The organism is Halohasta litorea (assembly GCF_024494645.1).
Lineage (GTDB): Archaea > Halobacteriota > Halobacteria > Halobacteriales > Haloferacaceae > Halohasta > Halohasta litorea.
The window spans coordinates 108,267-124,976 of record NZ_JANHDJ010000007.1 but is presented as its reverse complement, the minus strand read 5'-3'; the positions used below and the strand labels follow the sequence as shown (position 1 = coordinate 124,976).

The following is a 16,710-nucleotide window of genomic DNA, read 5'->3' as shown; positions in this document are numbered from 1 at the left end:
GCTCAGGGAACGACGCCAACCGTCAGCAGCGTCCCCCACGTCCGATACCGGTCGATCATCGCCTCCCGGCTCTCCCAGTCGTCGGTCGGGAACGCATCCGCGGGCGGGATCTCGATTTCTTGGTCGGGGATCGTCTCCTGTTCGGCGACGTGGAACCCCGCCTCCTGGAACGCCTCGCGGTACTGGGTGCGGTCCCAGCGGGTCATCTCGATCGAGATGTTCTCCTGCCATGCGTGGGAGGCTTCGTTTTCCTCGTAGTAGTTGACCGCACAGTAGAACGTGCCACCGGGCCGGAGAATCCGGGTTAGCTCTTCGAGCGTGTGGGCGGGATCGGGTGCATAATAAAAGGCCTCCATCGAGAACACGTGATCGACGCTGTCGGCGGCGAACGGCAGCGAATCGAAATCGCCGACGAGGAAGTCGACCGCCTCGTCGTCGGTGTAGCCTGCGGCATTGTGGGCCATCTCCGGGGAGCCGTCGAGGCCCACGCCGTGGCCGATATCCGCGGTCTCCCGGAGCGCCCGCAGGGCGTAGCCGCTGCCACAGCCGAGATCCAGGACGGTCTCGCCCGCTTCGACCGGCATCCGAGCCAGCGCGTGTTTGGCGGTGTGCCAGTGGCGGTCCTCCATCCCCTTGTCCCGGCCGCTTGCGGCCCAACTGTCGAACTCCTCGCGGACGCTCATCGGTCGACCTCCTCGATGTTCATACCCGGAGTGGTCGACGAGTCACTAAATCGGTTGCTCTCCCGGCCGACCCCTACTGTCCTCATAGTTTATACGTATCCGGTGACTTCGGGGCGAGTATGCAGCCACGACCGCGGCTGAGACTCCGGCGGCCGACATTCAGAGTCGCCGACTCCGCCCAGCAGATCGTCGGCGGCTTCCTGCTGGCTGGCCCGTTCGTGGTTACCGAGGAGGTTTGGACACTGGCGGGGAGTATGAGCGATCTACAGGGTGTGCTCACCGTCACGATCGTCGGCCTGATCGGCTATGCGGCACTGTATCAGGCCGATACCAAGCGCGATCCCGACAGCGAACAGCAGGTCGTCGGCATCCCGATCCGGTTCATTTCGCTGATGGTCGTCTCCTTCGGCTCGGTCGCCATTCTGGCGCTGGTGTTCGATGCTCCCGCAACGTTCCTCGGCGATGAACTATCGACGCTCGTGCTCGTCGAAACCACGTTTAAAGCCATCAGCGTCGGCTCGGTGTTCAGCGTCGTCGGCGCGGCCACCGCCGACAGCGTCTTATAAGTAGTCGGTGGCTACCGCTAGAAGAACCGGGACAGCAGCCGGTCGACGATACCCGACGGCGGTGGCGTTTCGCCGTCGCCGTACTCCGCATAGAGGTAGTCGACGATGTCGTCGCTCTCGGCCATTCCCTCGATGTCGTTGGCGTGGTCGACCAACACCGGCACCCCGTACTGGCCGCTGGCCGCGTAGACCTCGGTGCGGTCGCTCCGCGCTGGTGGGACGGTATGGGTTTCGTAGGCCACCCCGAGGTCGTCGAGCGCCCGCCGAACCTTTTTGCAGTACGGACAGCCCTGTAGATTGTACAGCTCTAACTGTGGTGCTGACGCTGTCATACCTGTAGTACAGGCTCGAACCGCCAAGTGTTTGCGGGGCTATGTGCGGTCGGGCACGGTCGGCCGTAAATCGGTAGTAGACGACGACTACGGGCGGTTAGAGGACGGCTACGACGACCCCAAACAGGATGAGGACGCCCGTGATATCACAGAGGTTGGTGACCACCGGAATCGTCGTGTCGTCGGGATTGTAGCCCAGTCGGTAGGAGGCGGTCACTGAGACGACGCTCAACACGACCACCACCAGCGCCAACAGCATCCCGCTGACCAGCGAGATCGTGAGCACCTCGACGACACTCAGCGATCCGCCAAGCACTCGTCCGATCGCCCACGCGGCGACACCGACGATGCCGAAGACCGTTGCCGCGAGCCCGAAGACGGCGACCGTATTGGCCCGGATCGCCGGGTTCGACGGCGAGAGTTCGAACGTCCCGAGATGGAGCTGGGTCGACAGCCGTGAACACATGATCGACGCAAGGTTGCCCGCGGTGCCGATCTGGACCGGCACCAAGACGAGCAGCGAGGGTTGGGTCAGCAGCGTCGCCTCGAAGCTTTCGAGGACGGAGCCGGAGGCCATCTGGAGCAGCGACAGCCCCGCCAACAGCGGCACCATCGTTCGGACCATCCGCCCGATCGACCACTCGTCGGTTCCTCCGTCGCCGACGCTCATAGGATCAGTCCCGTCACGTAGACGCCGACCAGCAGGAACAGCACGCCGAAGACGTCACCGAGGGTCGTCACGACCGGGCCGATGATGTTGTCCGGGTCCAGCCCGCGCCGGTAGCCGAGGATGATCACCGACACCAGCACTGACAGCATGAGGACGGCGCTCAGAAACCCGGCGACGACCATGATGCCGACCAACTGGAGGAGACTCCCGGACTGGCCGGTCAGCGTGAGGACGATGAAGGTGACGACGGCGATGAACACCGAGACGCTCATTCCATTGATAAAGGAGGCGACGATGGCGTTCCCGAGCCGCTCGTCGAGTTCGAACCGCGGCTCGATGATCCCCTGGTGGAGGCCGCTGGAGATCCGCGCGCCGAGCGAGCCGTAGACACCGCCGCGAGTGGCCAAAAAGGCGGGCAGGAGCAACAGAAGCCCGGGGACGCTCTCGATCCCCTCGCGCATGGTTTCGCTGCCGAGGATCGTCCCGGCGAACAGCCCGGCGACGAGACTGACGACGATGACGGGCAAGGCGTCCCGGTAGACGTCTTTGGCGGTGTCCTGTCCGTACATCCGTCTCGACGTGGGTGTGGAACGCCTAAAAAGGTGACTTGCAGATCGGCGACGACCGATCCGACGCCCAACTCTGACTGATCGGAGACACAGTCGGCAAATAAAAGGCCGTATGATTAAGTTCGCCCAGTTGCTGACTCCTCTATGGACTATACGTTGGCTATCGAGAACGCGCCCGACACGATCGCCGCCGGGACCGGCCTGCTGTTGCTCCACCCCAGTATCGGCGAAACCGACCGGATCGACACCGACTTCCTGAAGACTGACACCGACCACTTCCTCGTCGTCTCGACGCGAACCACCGCCCGCGAGGTCGAACAGAAGCTCGAACACTACGACGTAGACGAGTCCGACGCCGTGATCCTCGATACCCTCTCTGTCGAGCGCGGCTACTCCCGACGCGGGGCCGACGACGTTCACTACGTCTCCTCGCCCGACGACCTCGACGGGATCGTCGAGAAGACACGCCAGTTCCTCGCGAGCCACGACGGCAAGGTCCGGGTCAGCGTCGACTCGCTGACCGAGATGATCTACTACGCCGACGAGGCGGGCGTCCACGAGGCGACCAAGGAGCTCCTGGAGCTACTGAACGAACACGACGCGGTCGGCATTTTCCACCTCTCGAAGGAGGTCCACGACCAGGCAACGCTCGACGACTTCCACGCGCTGTTCGATGGCGTCGTCGACCTCGGCGACGACGGCAGTGTAACCGTCGATTTCTGAGAGCCCTCACCCCTTTTAGCTATAGACCGCCTATTCGGCCAGCGACGACACCGTTTTGTCGGCCCACCGAACCGCGTAGTCGGCCCCGTACTCCCGGTAGGCGTCGGTATCGAGCGCGGCGAACGGCGTCGGCAGTTCGAGGCCGTGTTTGATCGCCGAACAGGCGTACTCGGTCGCTTCGGGGAACGTCATCTCTCCGTGGGCGACCGACCCCGACAGCTCGCCGAGTCGGCCTTCGAGCCGCTCGCCCGCGTCGACCCAGGCCGCGTACAGCGGCTCGAACTCGTCGTCGTCGCTCCAGGACTGAAATTCCTCACGAGTCTGGAGGCCGACCCAGCCGTCGAACAGCGCGGCGGCGATCTGGTAGACGTCGGCCGGACCCAGTCCCGTCACGTCGGCCAACTCGGCGTACTGTGCGCCGAAAAACGGTAGGAACTGTTCGGGGACCCCACAATCGATCTTGACGAACGCCTCCGCGACGAGGAACTCCAGGAACGCTTCGGGGGTCCCCTCGGCCCGCTTTTTTAAGAGGATCGTCGGCGGCTCGGTCTGGGTGGTCCAGACGACCGTTCCATCGCCCGGCATTCCGATGGTAAACGCCGGGCCCGCATACTGTTCGAGGGCCGTCGGCGCGGACTCGGGCAGCCAGTCGGTCGGGTAGCTCGCAGGCTCGATCGACGCCGCGAGGAGGCCGAGATCCTCGGCGACTCCTGGGGGGAGGGTCTCGAAATCCTGTTCGACATCCAGGACAGTTGCCTCGGGTGCGTAGCGCTCACGGACCGCCGCAAGCGTCGGCGACAGCTCCCGCTCGCTGAACATTAGGCCAGGACGTACGAGAGGATGATCCCGATCGCGAGGATCGCCGAGATGCCCACTGTCCCTGCCACGATCTTGGTAGCTTTGCTCATACCGTACGGTTCGGTGGCTCCCAAATAAAGGCTTCAGTCTCGGCCAGCCCTCCCGCCCCCTGATTTTATGCGGGCAGCGACGATACGTGGCTGTATGCACGTCCGGGATGCGGTCGAAGCTGACGCCGAGGCGATCGCAGCGCTGGCCGATGCACCGGCGGATGTCGTCCGCAACCTCGTCCACGACCGGAGCGTCCGCGTCGCCGAACGGCAGCAGGGAAACCGCGATCCGAACGTCGACACCGAGTCCGACGATACCGATCTTTTGGGCTTCGTGAGTTTCGATGCTCACGATCAGACGGTCCACGTCACGCAGTTCGGCGGCACTGAAGCCGCCTGCGAACGCTTGCTGGCCGAACCGGTTCGCTTCGCCGCCAGCGAGAACATGGACGTCGAGGTGTTGGTCGAGACCGAGGCAACTGACAAAAAGGCAGCCGTCGAGGCCGCGGGATTCCAGACGGCGGGGACCGGCCCGATGTTCCGCGGCTCGCGGACGATCCGCTACCGGCAACGGCCTTAAAAAACCGCTCCTCGATCTATTCGATCTCGATCCGTCGTCCCTCGTCGACTGTCTCCGTCGATTCCTTGGGTACGGTTACCGTGAGCACGCCGTTGTGGTAGGCCGCAGTTGTGCCCTCGTCGTCGACCGCTTCGGGGAGTCGAACGCGCCGCTGGACCGACGCCGTGCGCCGTTCGCGGTGGAGGTACTCCGCGTCCGTCTCGTCGCTTTCGTGGTGGCGTTCGGCACTGATTGTCACCACCGCGTCGTCGATCGTGAGGTCGATCTCCTCGCGGTCGAACCCCGGAAGGTCGGCCGTGAGGACGAACTCGCCGTCGTTGTTGGCGACATCGACAGCCATCCCCCTGTTTCCCTCACCGGCTGCCATCAGCTCGAAACCGCGGCCGAGCTGGCCGACAAACTGGTCGAATCCATCGAACGGTGTGGGTGTGCGTTTCATTGTGTGTTTCACCAACCAACATATACGATCGCTGATGGCTTAAAGGGAGATGGAGCCGTGTTAGCAGTCTACCATTCGGCTGCGAAATAAAAGGAACCGCCGTTATTCGACGTCGATCTGGTAGCCGCTGGAGGTCTCGGGATCGAGCTTTGGGAGTGTGACGGTCAGCACCCCGTTGTTGTAGCTGGCCGAGGCCTCCGGGGCGTCGACCGCCTCGGGAAGCGGGAGCTGTCGGCGCACCGACTCGCGCCGCCGCTCTTGGCGGTGGAACTGGTCGCTTTCCTCGGTCTCTTCCGACTCGTACTCGGCGCTAATGGTGAGGCTCTCGCGGTCGACCCGAAGGTCGATATCGTCCCCCGAGAAGCCGGGGAGGTCGGCGGTGACGACCAGCTGATCGCCCTGATCGGCGACGTCGACGCTCACCTCCGAGAGCATCCCTTGGCTCTCGAAGCCCCCACTCAGCTCACCGAACTGGCGGTTCATTCGTTCGATCAGTTCGTCGAGTTCGCGGAACGGGTTGGGTCGTCCAGCCATACCTACAATATGGGCGTTGAGAGACATGAATATTGTCGACGCCAACCCAACAGGAACGACCCCATCCGCGGCCGCGGAGCGTCAGTACAGGACGTGTTTCGTGTCGTAGGAGCCGAGGTTGCGGACCCAGCCGTCGTCGACGATCGTCTCGATCTCGTCGATCGCCTCCTGGACACGGCTCTCGTAGACCCCGGCCTCGATATCGAAGTGGAACAGGTAGTCGCCGAGACGGTTGCCGCTGGGGCGGGATTCGACCCGCGAGAGGTTGATGTTGCGGTCGGCGAAGGCCTCCAGGAGTTCCAACAGCAGGCCGGGATAGTTGACGTTCGGATAGACGATCAGCGTGGTCTTGCCGCCCGCATCAGATCGCTCGGCGGCCGGTGCCAAGAGGAAAAACCGGGTCGCATTCGAGTCTTGGTCCTGGATGTCTTCGGCGAGCACCGCCAGGTCGGTGCCGTTGGTCGCGTTCGAGGGGTGGCCGATGGCGGCGATCGACCCGTCTTGGCGGGCACGTTCGACGCCGCGGGCGGTGCTGGCGACGGCCTCCTGGTTGGCCTCCGGATAGTTCGTTTCCAGATAGCTCCGGCACTGGGCCAGCGCCTGGGAGTGGCTGGCGACCGTTTCAAATTCGTCGGACTGGGCGAGTAGGGCGTGTCTAATCGGCGTTATGATCTCGCTAACGACGGCGATCTCCCGGTCGGCCAGCGCATCGAGCGTTTCGGTGACGCTGCCCTCGATGCTGTTTTCGATGGGGACGACGCCGCGTTCGAAGCTGCCGTCGGCGACGGCCTCGATGATGGTAGTCACCGACTCGCGGAACGACACGTCGTCGGAAACGGCGCTGGCGGCACGGTGTGAGTAGGTCCCGGCGGGACCGAGCGTAACGGCGTCCATTGGCCGTGTTTGGTCAACTGGTTTGAAAAGGCCGTCGGCAGCGACAGGTTCGGGCGTCCCTCTTGTGTCGACGTTCGGTATGGATGGTTCGAGTCGGCGTTTCAGTCTCCGACGGATACATATGAACTGTTTTCACAGAGAGTAGGTGATGGTCGACGATCTCCTCGTTGTAGTTTTTAAGGGGGTAGAGCTGGTGGTCGAGCTGTTCGCCGAACTCTATCACTGGTTCCGTTCGGACGACGCTGAAGGCGATGAGTGACGACGCGGGTGGAACACGCCGACAGTCGGTGGCGTCAGAACCGCGATTCGAGTTCCGCCCGCAGATCGTCGACGTCCAACCCCTTCATTGCGAACAGGACGAGCAGATGGTAGACGAAATCGGCGGATTCGTACTGTAGCTCATCGAGATCGTCATCCTTGGCCGCCAGAATCAGTTCGGTCGACTCCTCGCCCAGCTTTTCGAGGACTTCGTTTTCACCCTTCTCGTGGGTGAACAGCGAGGCCGTGTAGGAGTCCTCTGGGAGCTCTTCCTGTCGTTGTTTGATCGTCGCGAACAGTTCGTCGAATACCGCTTCAGTGGCTTCGGCTGCTTTTTCGTCGCTCATTGGTCGACCTTCCGCGGCGCGACGGCTTTGTTGTCACGGAAAACGGCCAGCTGGTGGAGTCGCGTATCCGGAGTGAGTTCCGGGTGAAACGAGGAGGCGACGACCGGTCCCTGCCGGACCGCAACGGGGTTGCCCTCCCAGTCGGCGAGCACCTCCACGTCGTCGCCGACCGCGTCGATCAGCGGCGCACGGATGAAGACCGCGGGGAACGGCTCGTCGAGACCCGTGATATCGAGCGGGGCCTCGAAGCTGTCTTTCTGTCGGCCGAAGGCGTTGCGGTCGACGCTTACATCAAGCAGATCGAGCGTTTTCACACGGTCGTCTTTGGCGTCCGCCGCGGCGACGATCAGCCCCGCACAGGTGGCCAAGATCGGCTTGCCCGCCTCGACGTGGGCCCGGATCTCGTCGTCGATGCCTTCGTCGGCGAGCAGTCGGGAGATGGTCGTCGACTCCCCGCCCGGCAGCAGCAGGACGTCACAGTTGCCGACGACGCCACTGGTTCGGATCTCCCGTACTTCGCAGTCGACGTCGTGGGCCGCAGCGGCCCGTCGGATCGCCGCGGCGTGTTCGCTCACGTCGCCCTGGACGGCGATAACGCCAGCTATCATAGATGGACAACCGCGGGCGGCGGGGAAAAAGACCGCGTTCGGCGTTAGGCGATCGTCAGCGAGAGGATCTGGACGCCGAGGCCGAACAGCAAACAGAAGGCGATGACTGTTTTCGGATTGATACGGATCGCGTTCCGATCCTCGGAGTCGAAATACCGGACGAGTCCGGCACTGGACATCAGCCCGCCGGAGTCACCTGAGCTCATAGTCGTTGTAGGACACCTTGCCATCCTAAGCGTTTCGGCTTCCGTTCGCGCGCTTGGAAACGCTTATGCGGCCACCTCGGCAACCCACGACCGGGAATACAAATGACGGTTCGACTCACAGATTTCTACGCAGACTGGTGTGGCCCGTGTAAGACACAGGACCCGATCCTGGAGGAGCTCGAAGCCGACTACGAGGACGTCGAGTTCGCGAAGGTCGACGTCGACGAAGAGCAGGACGTCGCCAACCAGTATCAGGTCCGCTCGCTGCCGACGCTGGTGATCGAAAACGACGACGGCATCGTCGACCGCTTCGTCGGCGTCACCCAGCGCGAGGACCTCGAAGCTGCCCTCGAAGAAGCCAGCGCCTGAGCCGCGCCGTCCGTCTCGGAACGCTTAAACAGCGACGCCGACGATAGGGCCGTATGCCAAGCAACGAAAACGCCACCGAGCGAACCCTCAACAAACAGATCTGTATGCGCTGTAACGCTCGCAACTCCCCGCGAGCCAAGAGCTGTCGGAAATGCGGCTACGACCGACTCCGACCCAAGGCCAAAGAGCGACGCGCAGCCTGATCTGTCGGCCCTTTCTTATCCGTGCCAACAGTCCGTGAGTCCCTTCTGTCGACTTCCTTGTTTTGTTAGTCGTCGGCTACGCGCCCCGTTCGGCGGCCGCTACTCGGGGTATTTCGGCTCGCGCCGCTCGGCGCGTTCGAGGGCGCGCTCGATCACGTCTCTGACCGTCTCGTCGTCGGTGGCGTGGAACGGGCCGCCGTGACCCGCGTACATCGCGGTCACCGAGTCGGGCAGTCGGTCGAGAATCGTCTTCAGGCTCTCGATCAGTCGCTCGCGGGACTGTCCCGGTCGGTCGGTGCGGCCGAAGCTCCCGTCGTCGAACGCGCCGTCATTATACACGACGACATCGCCACTGAACAGCGTCGACTCGCCGATAAAGGAGAGATGGTCGGCGGCGTGGCCCGGCGTGTAGACCGCTTCGAATTCCTCATCGCCCATCGCGATCGAATCGCCGTCGTCGATGCTGTGGGTGCGGTGGGGGTGGTCGTCGTAGGCATAGACGTCGGCGTCGAACGCCGACAGGACGGCCTCGAGTTCGGCGACGTGGTCGCCGTGTTGGTGTGTCAACACGACCTGATCGAGCGTGTCGACGTGGTCGGCGACGATCTCTTCGACGCCGGGCATGGTTCCGGCGTCGACGAGCGTCGATGTTTCGCCGTCGATGAGGTAGGCGTTGCAGGTGAAGACCTCGGCGGATTCGGTGACGTTGATCGGTTCCATACCGGAGACAGGACGGGGATACTAAAAAGGACCGGGCTGTGCGTGGATTTTTGTGTTCGGCTCCAGTAGTATACTCCGTATGGGCTTCGGAAGCTACGATGAGTCTGAACAGGAGAACCAGGACTTCGACACCGACTTCGACGACGAGGACGGTCACGATACGGAGGAAAACGACCACTCCGGGACGGTCGACTTCGATATCGGCGCGTCGAACGACGAGCTGCTGGACAGACTCCAGGAGATGAAGGACTCCGAGGAGCCCGAAGAGTAGTCGGCCGCGCCGCCGAATGCCACCCAAACCCGGCAGCCGCGCCCTCGGGATCGCCGCTTCGGACGCCGCCGACCGCAGCCAGCTCTGTGGGGCAGTCGTCCGTGCCGACCGGGTCGTCGACGACCTCGTTTTTGCGACGTGTACCATCGGCGGCAGCGATGCGACCGCCGCCTGCTGTGAGCTGTGGGACCGGCTGGCCCGCCCTGACGTGCAGTGGGTGCTGATTGCTGGCATCGCACCCGCGTGGTTCAATCTCGTCGATCTCGCCGCGCTGGCCGACCACACCCATCGCCCTGTCCTCGCGGTCTCTTTCGAGGACAGCGACGGGCTCGCCGGGTCGCTCCGCGAGCAGTTCGCGGGCGCGGCACTTGACCGACGCCTCGATGTGTACCGTCGGCTCCCACCCCGTAGTCGCCTGCCGGTCGGTGACGACACGGTGTTTTTCCGGGCTGTCGGGATCGACACCGACGCGGCCGCCGCAGTTCTGCGTGCGTTCACACCCGAGGGGAGCGGTCGGCCCGAACCCCTGCGCGTCGCGCGGCTCGCCGCCCGCGCCGGTCGCCAACAGCAGCTCGACCCACCGGAAAAAACGGAGGATTAAGCCAGTGCCGACCTCCTGTTCGGTATGGAGCAGTTCGACGGTCTCTGTGTGCAGGACTGCGAGCGGTGCCCCGAACTCGTCGATTCACGGAGCCGGATCGTCAACGGGGTCGGCCCCGAGGACGCCGACCTGCTGTTTGTCGGCGAGGGGCCGGGCAAGAACGAAGACGAGCAGGGCGAACCCTTCGTCGGCCGGTCGGGGACCGTCCTCGATGATGCTCTCAGCGAGGCCGGTGTCCTCCGGGAGGAGGTCCGGATCACCAACTGCGTGCGGTGTCGACCGCCGGAGAACCGCGATCCGACCAAGGAAGAACTCGCCAACTGCCGGGGGTATCTCGACAGCGAGATCGCCGCCGTTGAGCCGGTGGTTGTCGTCACGCTGGGTAAGGTCCCAAGTGAACACCTCTTAGAGCGATCGGTCGGGATCACCGGCGAGGCGGGCGATATCGTCGAAACCCGCTTCGGCGAGCGCTCACAGCGGGTGCTGCTGTCGGTCCATCCGGCCGCGACACTGTACGACCGGAGCCAGCGGGAGACGTTTTTCGAGACGATCGCCGAGGCCGTCGACCTCACCGGGCTCGGTGGCGGCGGCAACGGCCAGTCGAGACTGGGCGACTACTAGAGCCTCGGATTCGTCTCGGCGGACTCCCTGTTGAAGACGGTACACGGCTGGCTCCTGTGGGTCCAGATGAGATGTTCCTTTTCGACTCTGAGTCCCATGCTGTCCAACTGCTCTGCGATATTGGTGATCTCGTTTTTTCCCATCGCAGCGGCCCTGATATGGACGTTTCCCATCCCCGTCATGACCGTCATCACTTCCAGGACACCCGGGATATCCGTGGCCTTCGTCGCCAGTCGTTCTCGCTGCTGGATGCCCGCGGTACAGACGAAGAGGTAGTAGTGGGGGATCCCCGCGTGATCGTAATTTATCTGTATCGAGTAGCCCTCGATCACGCCGCGTTCTTCGAGTTTCGAGAGCCGGTTGCGGACGGTGTTATCCGAGACGTTGAGCTCGTCGGCGATCGCCGTGATCGGCGTTCTGGAATCCTCCTGGAGGGTATATAGGATCTGTCGATCGACGGCATCGAGTATGGGGCCCATACTCCCTTTCGGGTAGCACCGTCTATAGGTTCTATTGCGGTGTGAATATTGTCTCTCTTTTATATAAGCCGGAACGGATCGTCGTGGTCCGCGGATTCGACCGCGGAACGTACTCGTGGAAGTTCACTTTGTATACAAACACCGGCTGTACACTGCGGATTTCGAACTGCGTATATATGTCTCGCAAAACTTTCTCACAGATGTGTTTTTATATCGACACGGTGTACTGTGGATTGCCAGTTGAGCCGGGGACACCCAACTGGGTATGGGGAGCCTGTCCCTATGAGATGAGTCGATTGTTACCCGAGCGTTCCGGGCTGGGGGGCTTGTGCTCTCGGGCCAGTTGAGCTGTTCATCCACTGAACGCATCTCATTTTCGCACAGTAGTCGGGCCGTCGCTGGCTTGTGCCAGCCAGCATTCCGTGACAGGCGAAACAGCAAAGCCCATCGCCTCTAGAGTATGGTATATGTCAACTGAGTCCAACCGAACGGTCGAGGATCTCATGTCGGAGCCGATCATCACCACCTCGCCGGAGGCCACAGTCAGGGAGGCCGCCCAAATGATGCACGACGATGAGATCAACGCCCTGTTCGTGCCGGGGGCGGAGGCTGGGATCGTCACGAGTTCGGATATCGTCGCCGCTGTCGCCGAGGCCGCCGACACGACCACGGTGACGGTGGGCGAGGTGATGACCTCGCCGGTCGAGCGCGTCCCCCGGTCGCTGCCGCTCGGGGAGGCTGCCGCGATGATGACCAACTTCGGCATCAAACACCTGCCGGTGGTCGACGCCGACAACGACTACGTCGGCATCGTCTCCTCGACCGATATCACGATGGCGCTCGCCTGAGGCGGCCAGCCGTGCCGGTGCTATTTAAAGCGGCGGCAGGCCGTAGGTGTCCCGCACCGTTTCGGCGAGCATCCCGTCTTTCCGGAAGACGATATAGATCAGGACGAACTCCTCGTCGACCGGGTTCATCACGAAGACGGCCCGATCCTCGCTGTCGTCGCGTTCGGCCTCGACGCGCTGGATCAGCGGCTCGATGGGCGTCGCGCCGGTTCGAAACTCCTTAAAAAGGTCTCGTGGCGGGGTCTGTTTGGCGAAGGTGTAGACGACGCCGTTGGCCTCGTTGTCGGTGCTGTAGGTCGTCCTGGAGTTCATTGCGTCGCCAGCCATTTGGGCGTCGTACCAGGTCTCCTGGGCGACCTCGAAGAGGCCGCTGACGCCGTCGGCGTACTGGATCCACGTCTGTTCTTCGATCTCGCAGTCGACGAACTCCGCCTCACTGTCGTCCCATGCGAGACTTGCGGTGACCACGTACCCCGGTTTTAGCTCGCTGACAGTCTCGGCGAGCGCATCGTCGGCCGTCGGCGGGACCGCCGCCAGCGGCTGGAGGTCGGCCTCCGGATCGTCGTCTTTCACCGCGGCGACCGCTTCGTCGAGGTCGACCAACAGGATTCTGCCGTCGGGCCGCCGATCCAGCACCCGAAACCGGCCGGTCGTCGTCGGTTCCATAGCTGTCTCTGAGGCGTCGACTCGAATAAGCCACCCGACTTCGCCGCTCAGTCGAGTTGCGCGACGGTCTCCCGGAACAACCCATCGAGAATTTCGGGCAGCGTCGGGTGATACGCCCGATCCGGCACCTCCCGTACATCGAGTTCCAACTCGACGATCACCTGGAGCGTTTTGGCCATCGAATCGGCGTGGGCGTGGAGCCCCTGATACCCCAGCACGGTGCCGGTGTCGGCGTCGACGGTCAGCCGAGCGAGCCCGTCGGGCACGTCCTTGACTTTAAATACCCCGTCGTCCGCAGCCCACCGCGTCGCGGTGACGACATCGAACCCGGCCATCTCGGCGCTCTCGGGCGTGTGGCCGACGCGGGCGAAAGGGTAGACGCTCGCCCCCGCGAAGACCACGTGGTGATGGATGTTGCTGTAGCGGTCCAACCGCTCGCCAGTGTGATGGGCAACGATGTTGTCGGCCGCGACGTACCCCTGTTCTTTGGCGACGTGGAGGATCGGCTCCTTCCCGTTGACGTCGCCGACGACAAAGACTCGCTCGTCGTCGACCGCACACATCGTCGCGTCGACCCACCCTTCTCGGGGCCGCAGCGAGGTGTGTTCGATCCCCAGCGAGTCGAGCGTCGGCTTCCGGCCGGTGAACAGGAACAGCCCCTCGGCGTCGATGGCTTTCTCGCCTGCGGATTGCTCGATGTGGAGCCGAACGCCCTCGTCGGTCGCTTCGACCCGTTTTTCCCACGTATTCGTCAGAATATCGATGTCGAACGCCTCCCGATAGAGCTCCAGGAGTTCGTCGCCGAAGACGGGGTCGGCCTCGTCGAGGGGCCGGGCGTCGTGTTCGATCACCGTGAGGTCCACACCCGCTTCGGCGAGATACGGCGCGAGTTCGAGCCCGACGTAACCGAAGCCCATCACGACGCCGGAGTCGGGGAGTTCGGTCGCATCCAGGACGTCTTTGCTCGTGTAGCAGTCGACCGAATCGATCCCCGGCAGGTCGGGCACCTTCGGCGAAGAGCCGGTGGCGATCACGACGTAGTCGGGCGCATACTGCTCGCCGTCGATTGCGACGACCTGATCGTCGACGAACCGGGCGGTGTCGTGGATGAACTCGATCCCCTCGCGTTCGCTCAGCTCCTGGATCGCCCCGCGGCGGTGGGCCGCGAAGCGCTCGACGTGGTCGTTTTTCCGTTCGACGACGCGATCCAGATCGATCGTTGGCGGCTCGCCGTCGAGCCGATCGTCCGCACGCACCTGAAACCGATGGGCCGCCGCCGACAGCACCTCCTTCGAGGGCATACAGCCGTTGAGGATACAGAGTCCGCCGCCCGGTTCGCCGTCGTCGACCAGTGTCAGTCGGTCGACCGCCCCGCCGACGTAGTCGGCCAGCCCTTCGGCAGCGGCCGATCCGGCGCTGCCGTAGGCGCCGATAATCATGACGTGCATGGTGGCCAGTTGACAGCCAGTGGTAAAACCGTACTGTGGCTGTGTGCGATTCGTACTTTCGCTCGGTGTTACCGCGAGATCCCGTCGGTCGACTGGTTGAGGGCGGCTTCGACCTCCGCGCGAGTCGTGACGAGTACGTCGCCCTCGACTGTTCGCTTCAGCGAGGCCGCCGCCGCGCCGTATGAGAGGGCGGTGTCGATCCCGCTGCCGTCGATCAGTTCGGCCAGCACGCCGCCGACGAAGGCGTCGCCGGTGCCGATGGCGTCGACCGTCTCGGCGTCGATCACACCCTGTTCGACGATCTCGCCGTCGGTGTAGGCCAGCGAGCCGGTCGCCCCGCGGGTGACGACGACCGTCTCGATGTCGTAGTCGTCGGCCAGCCGGTAGGCGACCGATTCGGCGTCGTCATCGTAGCCGAGGACGGTTCGGGCATCCCGGATCGGCGCGAAGAGGAGGTCGACATGCCCTAACAGCGACTCGTAGCGCTCCCGTGCCTCGGCGGCCGACCAGAGCTTCGAGCGGTAGTTGAGATCGAACGACCGGGTAACGTCGGCCTCGCCAGCCACCCGCAGCAACTCCGTGGTCGTCTCGCTGGCCGCCGCCGACAGCGCGGGGGTGATTCCGGTCGTGTGGAACACGTCGGCCGACTCGACGACCGAGAGATCGAGTTCCCCGGCCGCGACGGTCGTGATCGAGGCGTCGGCGCGGTCGTAGATGACGTCGGTGCCGCGGGGATCGGCTCCGCGTTCGAGGTAGTAGGTACCGAGCCGGGCCGCATCGCTGTCATCCCACGCGACGTCGAGAGTGACGCCGTGACTGCGGAGCGATCGGACGACGCGTCGACCCAGCGGGTTCGCCGGGAGCTTCGAGAGCCACGCCGCGTCGGTGCCGAGGCTGGCCGCGGCGGCCGCGACGTTGCTTTCGGCCCCGCCGACCTGAGCATCGAGCTCGCCTTCGGTTTCGAGCCGCTGGCCAGCCGGAGGCGAGAGTCGGAGCATCGTCTCACCGAACGTTACGAGGTCAGCCATGGTATCGACCGCCGTTCATACCCAGCTATCGGCGTGATCGCCCCTTAAGTCCAATCGTTAGGAACTGCCGAAATACACGGGATGCGGAGAGTAAGCGGTTCCTACGTCTCTGTCGTTAAACCAAACCCATCCCGGCCGCAACCATGGACGAACGATTTGACTATTGATGGCATACGCCATAGTATGTCCTCCACACACCGTCTCGGATTCACCGGCGATGTCATGCTCGGTCGGCAGGTAAACGACGCCTACCGGGACGGTCAGCGGTCGCCTGCGGCCCTCTGGGGGAACCTCCAGTCGCGGCTCCGCGGGCTCGATGGCCTGTTCGTCAATCTCGAATGCTGTCTCTCGACACGTGGCGAGCCGTGGCCCGGCCGACGGTTCCACTTCCGGGCCGATCCCGACTGGTCGACCGACGCGCTTCGGGCTGCCACGGTCGACTGCTGTAGTCTCGCCAACAACCACGCGATGGATTTCGGCCCCGACGCGCTCGAAGACACGCTCTCAGCGCTGTCGGCTGTCGACGTCGAAACGGTCGGCGCAGGTCGCTTGCGGGCGGCCGCCCGGCGTCCAGTCGCCGTCGACTGCCGGGGGGTGACCGTCGCCGTCGTCGGCTTCACCGACAACGTCTCGGGTTACGCTGCCACCGAAGACCGCCCCGGCACTGCTCACGTCGCGTTCGATCCCGACGACGAGGAATCAATGAGTGTCCTCCGCGAGTCGATTGCGGCGGCCACCCAGTTCGATCCCGATGTGCTCGTGGCCTCACTCCACTGGGGGCCGAACAACCGGACCCAACCCCTCGATGACCACCGAGCTGTCGCCCGCAAGTTGGCCGACTGGGGTGTCGACCTCGTCGCTGGCCACAGCGCCCACCTGTTTCAGGGCGTCGAGGTGATCGAGCGTGGCGAGTCACCGACGGTCGTCTGTTACGATATGGGAGATTTCGTCGATGACTACGCGGTCGACCCCGAACATCGAAACGACCGGAGTTTCCTCTTCGAGTTGGTCGTCGGGAGTGATGGCACGCTCCTGGAGCTCGAACTCCGGCCGACCGAAATCGAGGGCCGGGCGGTCTACCGCGCCAGCAACCGCGGGGCCGCGTGGTGCCGAACCACGATCCAGGAGCGCTCCGCCCTGTTCGACACCGAGTTCGACCGCGCCGGACGGGGGCTTGTCGTCTCGCTCACCTGAGACCA

The 16,710-nt window shown here is 63.8% G+C and carries 27 protein-coding genes; 10 read left to right on the top strand and 17 right to left on the bottom strand.

Annotated features, from left to right (window positions below; genetic code table 11):
• Positions 1-2: 2 nt before the first annotated feature.
• Positions 3-683: a class I SAM-dependent methyltransferase gene (locus NO877_RS16195; RefSeq protein ID WP_256397392.1), complete on the bottom strand. Its 681-nt coding sequence runs from the start codon at positions 681-683 to the stop codon at positions 3-5.
• Between the two features lie 119 nt (positions 684-802).
• Here NO877_RS16195 and NO877_RS16190 point away from each other — a divergent pair, with 119 nt between their 5' ends.
• Positions 803-1,249: a DUF2391 domain-containing protein gene (locus tag NO877_RS16190; RefSeq protein ID WP_256397391.1), complete on the top strand. Its 447-nt coding sequence runs from the start codon at positions 803-805 to the stop codon at positions 1,247-1,249.
• Between the two features lie 17 nt (positions 1,250-1,266).
• Here the strand turns inward: NO877_RS16190 and NO877_RS16185 are convergent, their stop codons facing one another.
• The 3 genes from NO877_RS16185 to NO877_RS16175 form a co-directional block, all read right to left on the bottom strand.
• Complete coding sequence (locus NO877_RS16185) at positions 1,267-1,581, bottom strand: glutathione S-transferase N-terminal domain-containing protein (RefSeq protein WP_256397390.1); 315 nt, start codon at positions 1,579-1,581, stop codon at positions 1,267-1,269.
• 97 nt (positions 1,582-1,678) lie between these two features.
• Positions 1,679-2,251 carry a magnesium transporter gene (locus NO877_RS16180; protein ID WP_256397389.1) on the bottom strand — a complete coding sequence of 191 codons (573 nt, stop codon included), beginning with the start codon at positions 2,249-2,251 and terminating at the stop codon, positions 1,679-1,681.
• Positions 2,248-2,820 carry a magnesium transporter gene (locus NO877_RS16175; RefSeq protein ID WP_256397388.1) on the bottom strand — a complete coding sequence of 191 codons (573 nt, stop codon included), beginning with the start codon at positions 2,818-2,820 and terminating at the stop codon, positions 2,248-2,250. The genes NO877_RS16180 and NO877_RS16175 overlap by 4 nt, the downstream gene beginning before the upstream one ends.
• 144 nt (positions 2,821-2,964) lie before the next feature.
• Here NO877_RS16175 and NO877_RS16170 point away from each other — a divergent pair, with 144 nt between their 5' ends.
• Positions 2,965-3,543 (top strand): DUF7090 family protein, encoded by a 579-nt coding sequence (locus NO877_RS16170; RefSeq protein ID WP_256397387.1) that lies wholly within the window; start codon positions 2,965-2,967, stop codon positions 3,541-3,543.
• Positions 3,544-3,573: 30 nt separating this feature from the next.
• Here the strand turns inward: NO877_RS16170 and NO877_RS16165 are convergent, their stop codons facing one another.
• Entirely contained in the window at positions 3,574-4,362 is a 789-nt protein-coding gene (locus tag NO877_RS16165; RefSeq protein WP_256397386.1) for a DUF7089 family protein, read from the bottom strand.
• Entirely contained in the window at positions 4,362-4,451 is a 90-nt protein-coding gene (locus NO877_RS19930; protein ID WP_425492958.1) for a hypothetical protein, read from the bottom strand. Before NO877_RS19930 ends, NO877_RS16165 begins: the two co-directional genes overlap by 1 nt.
• Before the next feature lie 94 nt (positions 4,452-4,545).
• Between NO877_RS19930 and NO877_RS16160 the strand changes: the two genes are divergently transcribed.
• Entirely contained in the window at positions 4,546-4,971 is a 426-nt protein-coding gene (locus NO877_RS16160; protein ID WP_256397385.1) for a hypothetical protein, read from the top strand.
• 16 nt (positions 4,972-4,987) lie between these two features.
• On the opposite strand, the gene NO877_RS16155 is transcribed toward NO877_RS16160, so the two are convergent.
• From NO877_RS16155 to NO877_RS16130, 6 genes are all read right to left on the bottom strand, one after another.
• On the bottom strand, positions 4,988-5,410 hold the full coding sequence (locus NO877_RS16155) for an Hsp20/alpha crystallin family protein (RefSeq protein WP_256397384.1): 423 nt from the start codon (positions 5,408-5,410) through the stop codon (positions 4,988-4,990).
• Positions 5,411-5,512: 102 nt separating this feature from the next.
• A complete protein-coding gene (locus NO877_RS16150) occupies positions 5,513-5,944 on the bottom strand; it encodes an Hsp20/alpha crystallin family protein (protein ID WP_256397383.1) in 432 nt (143 codons plus the stop codon).
• An 81-nt stretch (positions 5,945-6,025) separates the two neighbouring features.
• The gene (gene pheA / locus NO877_RS16145; RefSeq protein ID WP_256397382.1) at positions 6,026-6,838 is read right to left on the bottom strand and encodes a prephenate dehydratase; all 813 of its coding nucleotides are present in this window, start codon (positions 6,836-6,838) and stop codon (positions 6,026-6,028) included.
• A 293-nt stretch (positions 6,839-7,131) separates the two neighbouring features.
• Positions 7,132-7,443, bottom strand: coding sequence for a phosphoribosyl-ATP diphosphatase (hisE, locus tag NO877_RS16140; RefSeq protein WP_256397381.1), 312 nt, complete (start codon positions 7,441-7,443; stop codon positions 7,132-7,134).
• A complete protein-coding gene (gene pdxT / locus NO877_RS16135) occupies positions 7,440-8,051 on the bottom strand; it encodes a pyridoxal 5'-phosphate synthase glutaminase subunit PdxT (RefSeq protein WP_256397380.1) in 612 nt (203 codons plus the stop codon). The genes hisE and pdxT overlap by 4 nt, the downstream gene beginning before the upstream one ends.
• 44 nt (positions 8,052-8,095) lie before the next feature.
• The gene (locus NO877_RS16130; RefSeq protein ID WP_256397379.1) at positions 8,096-8,257 is read right to left on the bottom strand and encodes a preprotein translocase subunit Sec61beta; all 162 of its coding nucleotides are present in this window, start codon (positions 8,255-8,257) and stop codon (positions 8,096-8,098) included.
• 102 nt (positions 8,258-8,359) lie between these two features.
• Between NO877_RS16130 and trxA the strand changes: the two genes are divergently transcribed.
• Together trxA and NO877_RS16120 are read left to right on the top strand one after the other, a co-directional pair.
• Positions 8,360-8,626 carry a thioredoxin gene (gene trxA / locus NO877_RS16125; protein WP_256397378.1) on the top strand — a complete coding sequence of 89 codons (267 nt, stop codon included), beginning with the start codon at positions 8,360-8,362 and terminating at the stop codon, positions 8,624-8,626.
• Positions 8,627-8,679: 53 nt separating this feature from the next.
• Entirely contained in the window at positions 8,680-8,829 is a 150-nt protein-coding gene (locus NO877_RS16120; RefSeq protein WP_256397377.1) for a 50S ribosomal protein L40e, read from the top strand.
• Between the two features lie 99 nt (positions 8,830-8,928).
• Here NO877_RS16120 and NO877_RS16115 read toward each other — a convergent pair whose 3' ends face one another.
• Complete coding sequence (locus NO877_RS16115) at positions 8,929-9,549, bottom strand: MBL fold metallo-hydrolase (protein ID WP_256397376.1); 621 nt, start codon at positions 9,547-9,549, stop codon at positions 8,929-8,931.
• A gap of 79 nt (positions 9,550-9,628) precedes the next feature.
• Between NO877_RS16115 and NO877_RS16110 the strand changes: the two genes are divergently transcribed.
• Genes NO877_RS16110 through NO877_RS16100 form a run of 3 tightly spaced genes read left to right on the top strand, consistent with a single transcriptional unit; the run spans position 9,629 to position 11,042 of the window.
• Positions 9,629-9,820, top strand: coding sequence for a DUF5786 family protein (locus tag NO877_RS16110; RefSeq protein ID WP_256397375.1), 192 nt, complete (start codon positions 9,629-9,631; stop codon positions 9,818-9,820).
• Positions 9,821-9,836: 16 nt separating this feature from the next.
• The gene (locus tag NO877_RS16105; RefSeq protein WP_256397374.1) at positions 9,837-10,421 is read left to right on the top strand and encodes an endonuclease dU; all 585 of its coding nucleotides are present in this window, start codon (positions 9,837-9,839) and stop codon (positions 10,419-10,421) included.
• 24 nt (positions 10,422-10,445) lie between these two features.
• Entirely contained in the window at positions 10,446-11,042 is a 597-nt protein-coding gene (locus tag NO877_RS16100; protein ID WP_256397373.1) for a uracil-DNA glycosylase, read from the top strand.
• On the opposite strand, the gene NO877_RS16095 is transcribed toward NO877_RS16100, so the two are convergent.
• A complete protein-coding gene (locus NO877_RS16095; protein ID WP_256397372.1) occupies positions 11,039-11,521 on the bottom strand; it encodes an Lrp/AsnC family transcriptional regulator in 483 nt (160 codons plus the stop codon). The two genes, NO877_RS16100 and NO877_RS16095, sit on opposite strands and share 4 nt — an antisense overlap.
• A 467-nt stretch (positions 11,522-11,988) precedes the next feature.
• Here NO877_RS16095 and NO877_RS16090 point away from each other — a divergent pair, with 467 nt between their 5' ends.
• A complete protein-coding gene (locus NO877_RS16090) occupies positions 11,989-12,369 on the top strand; it encodes a CBS domain-containing protein (RefSeq protein ID WP_256397371.1) in 381 nt (126 codons plus the stop codon).
• 24 nt (positions 12,370-12,393) lie between these two features.
• On the opposite strand, the gene NO877_RS16085 is transcribed toward NO877_RS16090, so the two are convergent.
• From NO877_RS16085 to kdgK1, 3 genes are all read right to left on the bottom strand, one after another.
• A complete protein-coding gene (locus tag NO877_RS16085) occupies positions 12,394-13,035 on the bottom strand; it encodes a DUF6663 family protein (protein WP_256397370.1) in 642 nt (213 codons plus the stop codon).
• Positions 13,036-13,082: 47 nt separating this feature from the next.
• On the bottom strand, positions 13,083-14,483 hold the full coding sequence (locus NO877_RS16080; RefSeq protein WP_256397369.1) for a dihydrolipoyl dehydrogenase family protein: 1,401 nt from the start codon (positions 14,481-14,483) through the stop codon (positions 13,083-13,085).
• Positions 14,484-14,551: 68 nt separating this feature from the next.
• Positions 14,552-15,511, bottom strand: coding sequence for a bifunctional 2-dehydro-3-deoxygluconokinase/2-dehydro-3-deoxygalactonokinase (gene kdgK1, locus NO877_RS16075; RefSeq protein ID WP_256397368.1), 960 nt, complete (start codon positions 15,509-15,511; stop codon positions 14,552-14,554).
• Positions 15,512-15,694: 183 nt separating this feature from the next.
• Between kdgK1 and NO877_RS16070 the strand changes: the two genes are divergently transcribed.
• A complete protein-coding gene (locus NO877_RS16070) occupies positions 15,695-16,705 on the top strand; it encodes a CapA family protein (protein WP_256397367.1) in 1,011 nt (336 codons plus the stop codon).
• The last annotated feature ends 5 nt before the right edge of the window (positions 16,706-16,710 follow it).

Bases quoted from the DNA above. Each gene is read 5' to 3' on its own strand.
- NO877_RS16195 (WP_256397392.1), bottom strand. From the start codon at position 683: ATGAGCGTCCGCGAGGAGTTCGACAGTTGGGCCGCAAGCGGCCGGGAC.
- NO877_RS16190 (WP_256397391.1), top strand. From the start codon at position 803: ATGCAGCCACGACCGCGGCTGAGACTCCGGCGGCCGACATTCAGAGTC.
- NO877_RS16185 (WP_256397390.1), bottom strand. From the start codon at position 1,581: ATGACAGCGTCAGCACCACAGTTAGAGCTGTACAATCTACAGGGCTGT.
- NO877_RS16180 (WP_256397389.1), bottom strand. From the start codon at position 2,251: ATGAGCGTCGGCGACGGAGGAACCGACGAGTGGTCGATCGGGCGGATG.
- NO877_RS16175 (WP_256397388.1), bottom strand. From the start codon at position 2,820: ATGTACGGACAGGACACCGCCAAAGACGTCTACCGGGACGCCTTGCCC.
- NO877_RS16170 (WP_256397387.1), top strand. From the start codon at position 2,965: ATGGACTATACGTTGGCTATCGAGAACGCGCCCGACACGATCGCCGCC.
- NO877_RS16165 (WP_256397386.1), bottom strand. From the start codon at position 4,362: ATGTTCAGCGAGCGGGAGCTGTCGCCGACGCTTGCGGCGGTCCGTGAG.
- NO877_RS19930 (WP_425492958.1), bottom strand. From the start codon at position 4,451: ATGAGCAAAGCTACCAAGATCGTGGCAGGGACAGTGGGCATCTCGGCG.
- NO877_RS16160 (WP_256397385.1), top strand. From the start codon at position 4,546: ATGCACGTCCGGGATGCGGTCGAAGCTGACGCCGAGGCGATCGCAGCG.
- NO877_RS16155 (WP_256397384.1), bottom strand. From the start codon at position 5,410: ATGAAACGCACACCCACACCGTTCGATGGATTCGACCAGTTTGTCGGC.
- NO877_RS16150 (WP_256397383.1), bottom strand. From the start codon at position 5,944: ATGGCTGGACGACCCAACCCGTTCCGCGAACTCGACGAACTGATCGAA.
- pheA (WP_256397382.1), bottom strand. From the start codon at position 6,838: ATGGACGCCGTTACGCTCGGTCCCGCCGGGACCTACTCACACCGTGCC.
- hisE (WP_256397381.1), bottom strand. From the start codon at position 7,443: ATGAGCGACGAAAAAGCAGCCGAAGCCACTGAAGCGGTATTCGACGAA.
- pdxT (WP_256397380.1), bottom strand. From the start codon at position 8,051: ATGATAGCTGGCGTTATCGCCGTCCAGGGCGACGTGAGCGAACACGCC.
- NO877_RS16130 (WP_256397379.1), bottom strand. From the start codon at position 8,257: ATGAGCTCAGGTGACTCCGGCGGGCTGATGTCCAGTGCCGGACTCGTC.
- trxA (WP_256397378.1), top strand. From the start codon at position 8,360: ATGACGGTTCGACTCACAGATTTCTACGCAGACTGGTGTGGCCCGTGT.
- NO877_RS16120 (WP_256397377.1), top strand. From the start codon at position 8,680: ATGCCAAGCAACGAAAACGCCACCGAGCGAACCCTCAACAAACAGATC.
- NO877_RS16115 (WP_256397376.1), bottom strand. From the start codon at position 9,549: ATGGAACCGATCAACGTCACCGAATCCGCCGAGGTCTTCACCTGCAAC.
- NO877_RS16110 (WP_256397375.1), top strand. From the start codon at position 9,629: ATGGGCTTCGGAAGCTACGATGAGTCTGAACAGGAGAACCAGGACTTC.
- NO877_RS16105 (WP_256397374.1), top strand. From the start codon at position 9,837: ATGCCACCCAAACCCGGCAGCCGCGCCCTCGGGATCGCCGCTTCGGAC.
- NO877_RS16100 (WP_256397373.1), top strand. From the start codon at position 10,446: ATGGAGCAGTTCGACGGTCTCTGTGTGCAGGACTGCGAGCGGTGCCCC.
- NO877_RS16095 (WP_256397372.1), bottom strand. From the start codon at position 11,521: ATGGGCCCCATACTCGATGCCGTCGATCGACAGATCCTATATACCCTC.
- NO877_RS16090 (WP_256397371.1), top strand. From the start codon at position 11,989: ATGTCAACTGAGTCCAACCGAACGGTCGAGGATCTCATGTCGGAGCCG.
- NO877_RS16085 (WP_256397370.1), bottom strand. From the start codon at position 13,035: ATGGAACCGACGACGACCGGCCGGTTTCGGGTGCTGGATCGGCGGCCC.
- NO877_RS16080 (WP_256397369.1), bottom strand. From the start codon at position 14,483: ATGCACGTCATGATTATCGGCGCCTACGGCAGCGCCGGATCGGCCGCT.
- kdgK1 (WP_256397368.1), bottom strand. From the start codon at position 15,511: ATGGCTGACCTCGTAACGTTCGGTGAGACGATGCTCCGACTCTCGCCT.
- NO877_RS16070 (WP_256397367.1), top strand. From the start codon at position 15,695: ATGTCCTCCACACACCGTCTCGGATTCACCGGCGATGTCATGCTCGGT.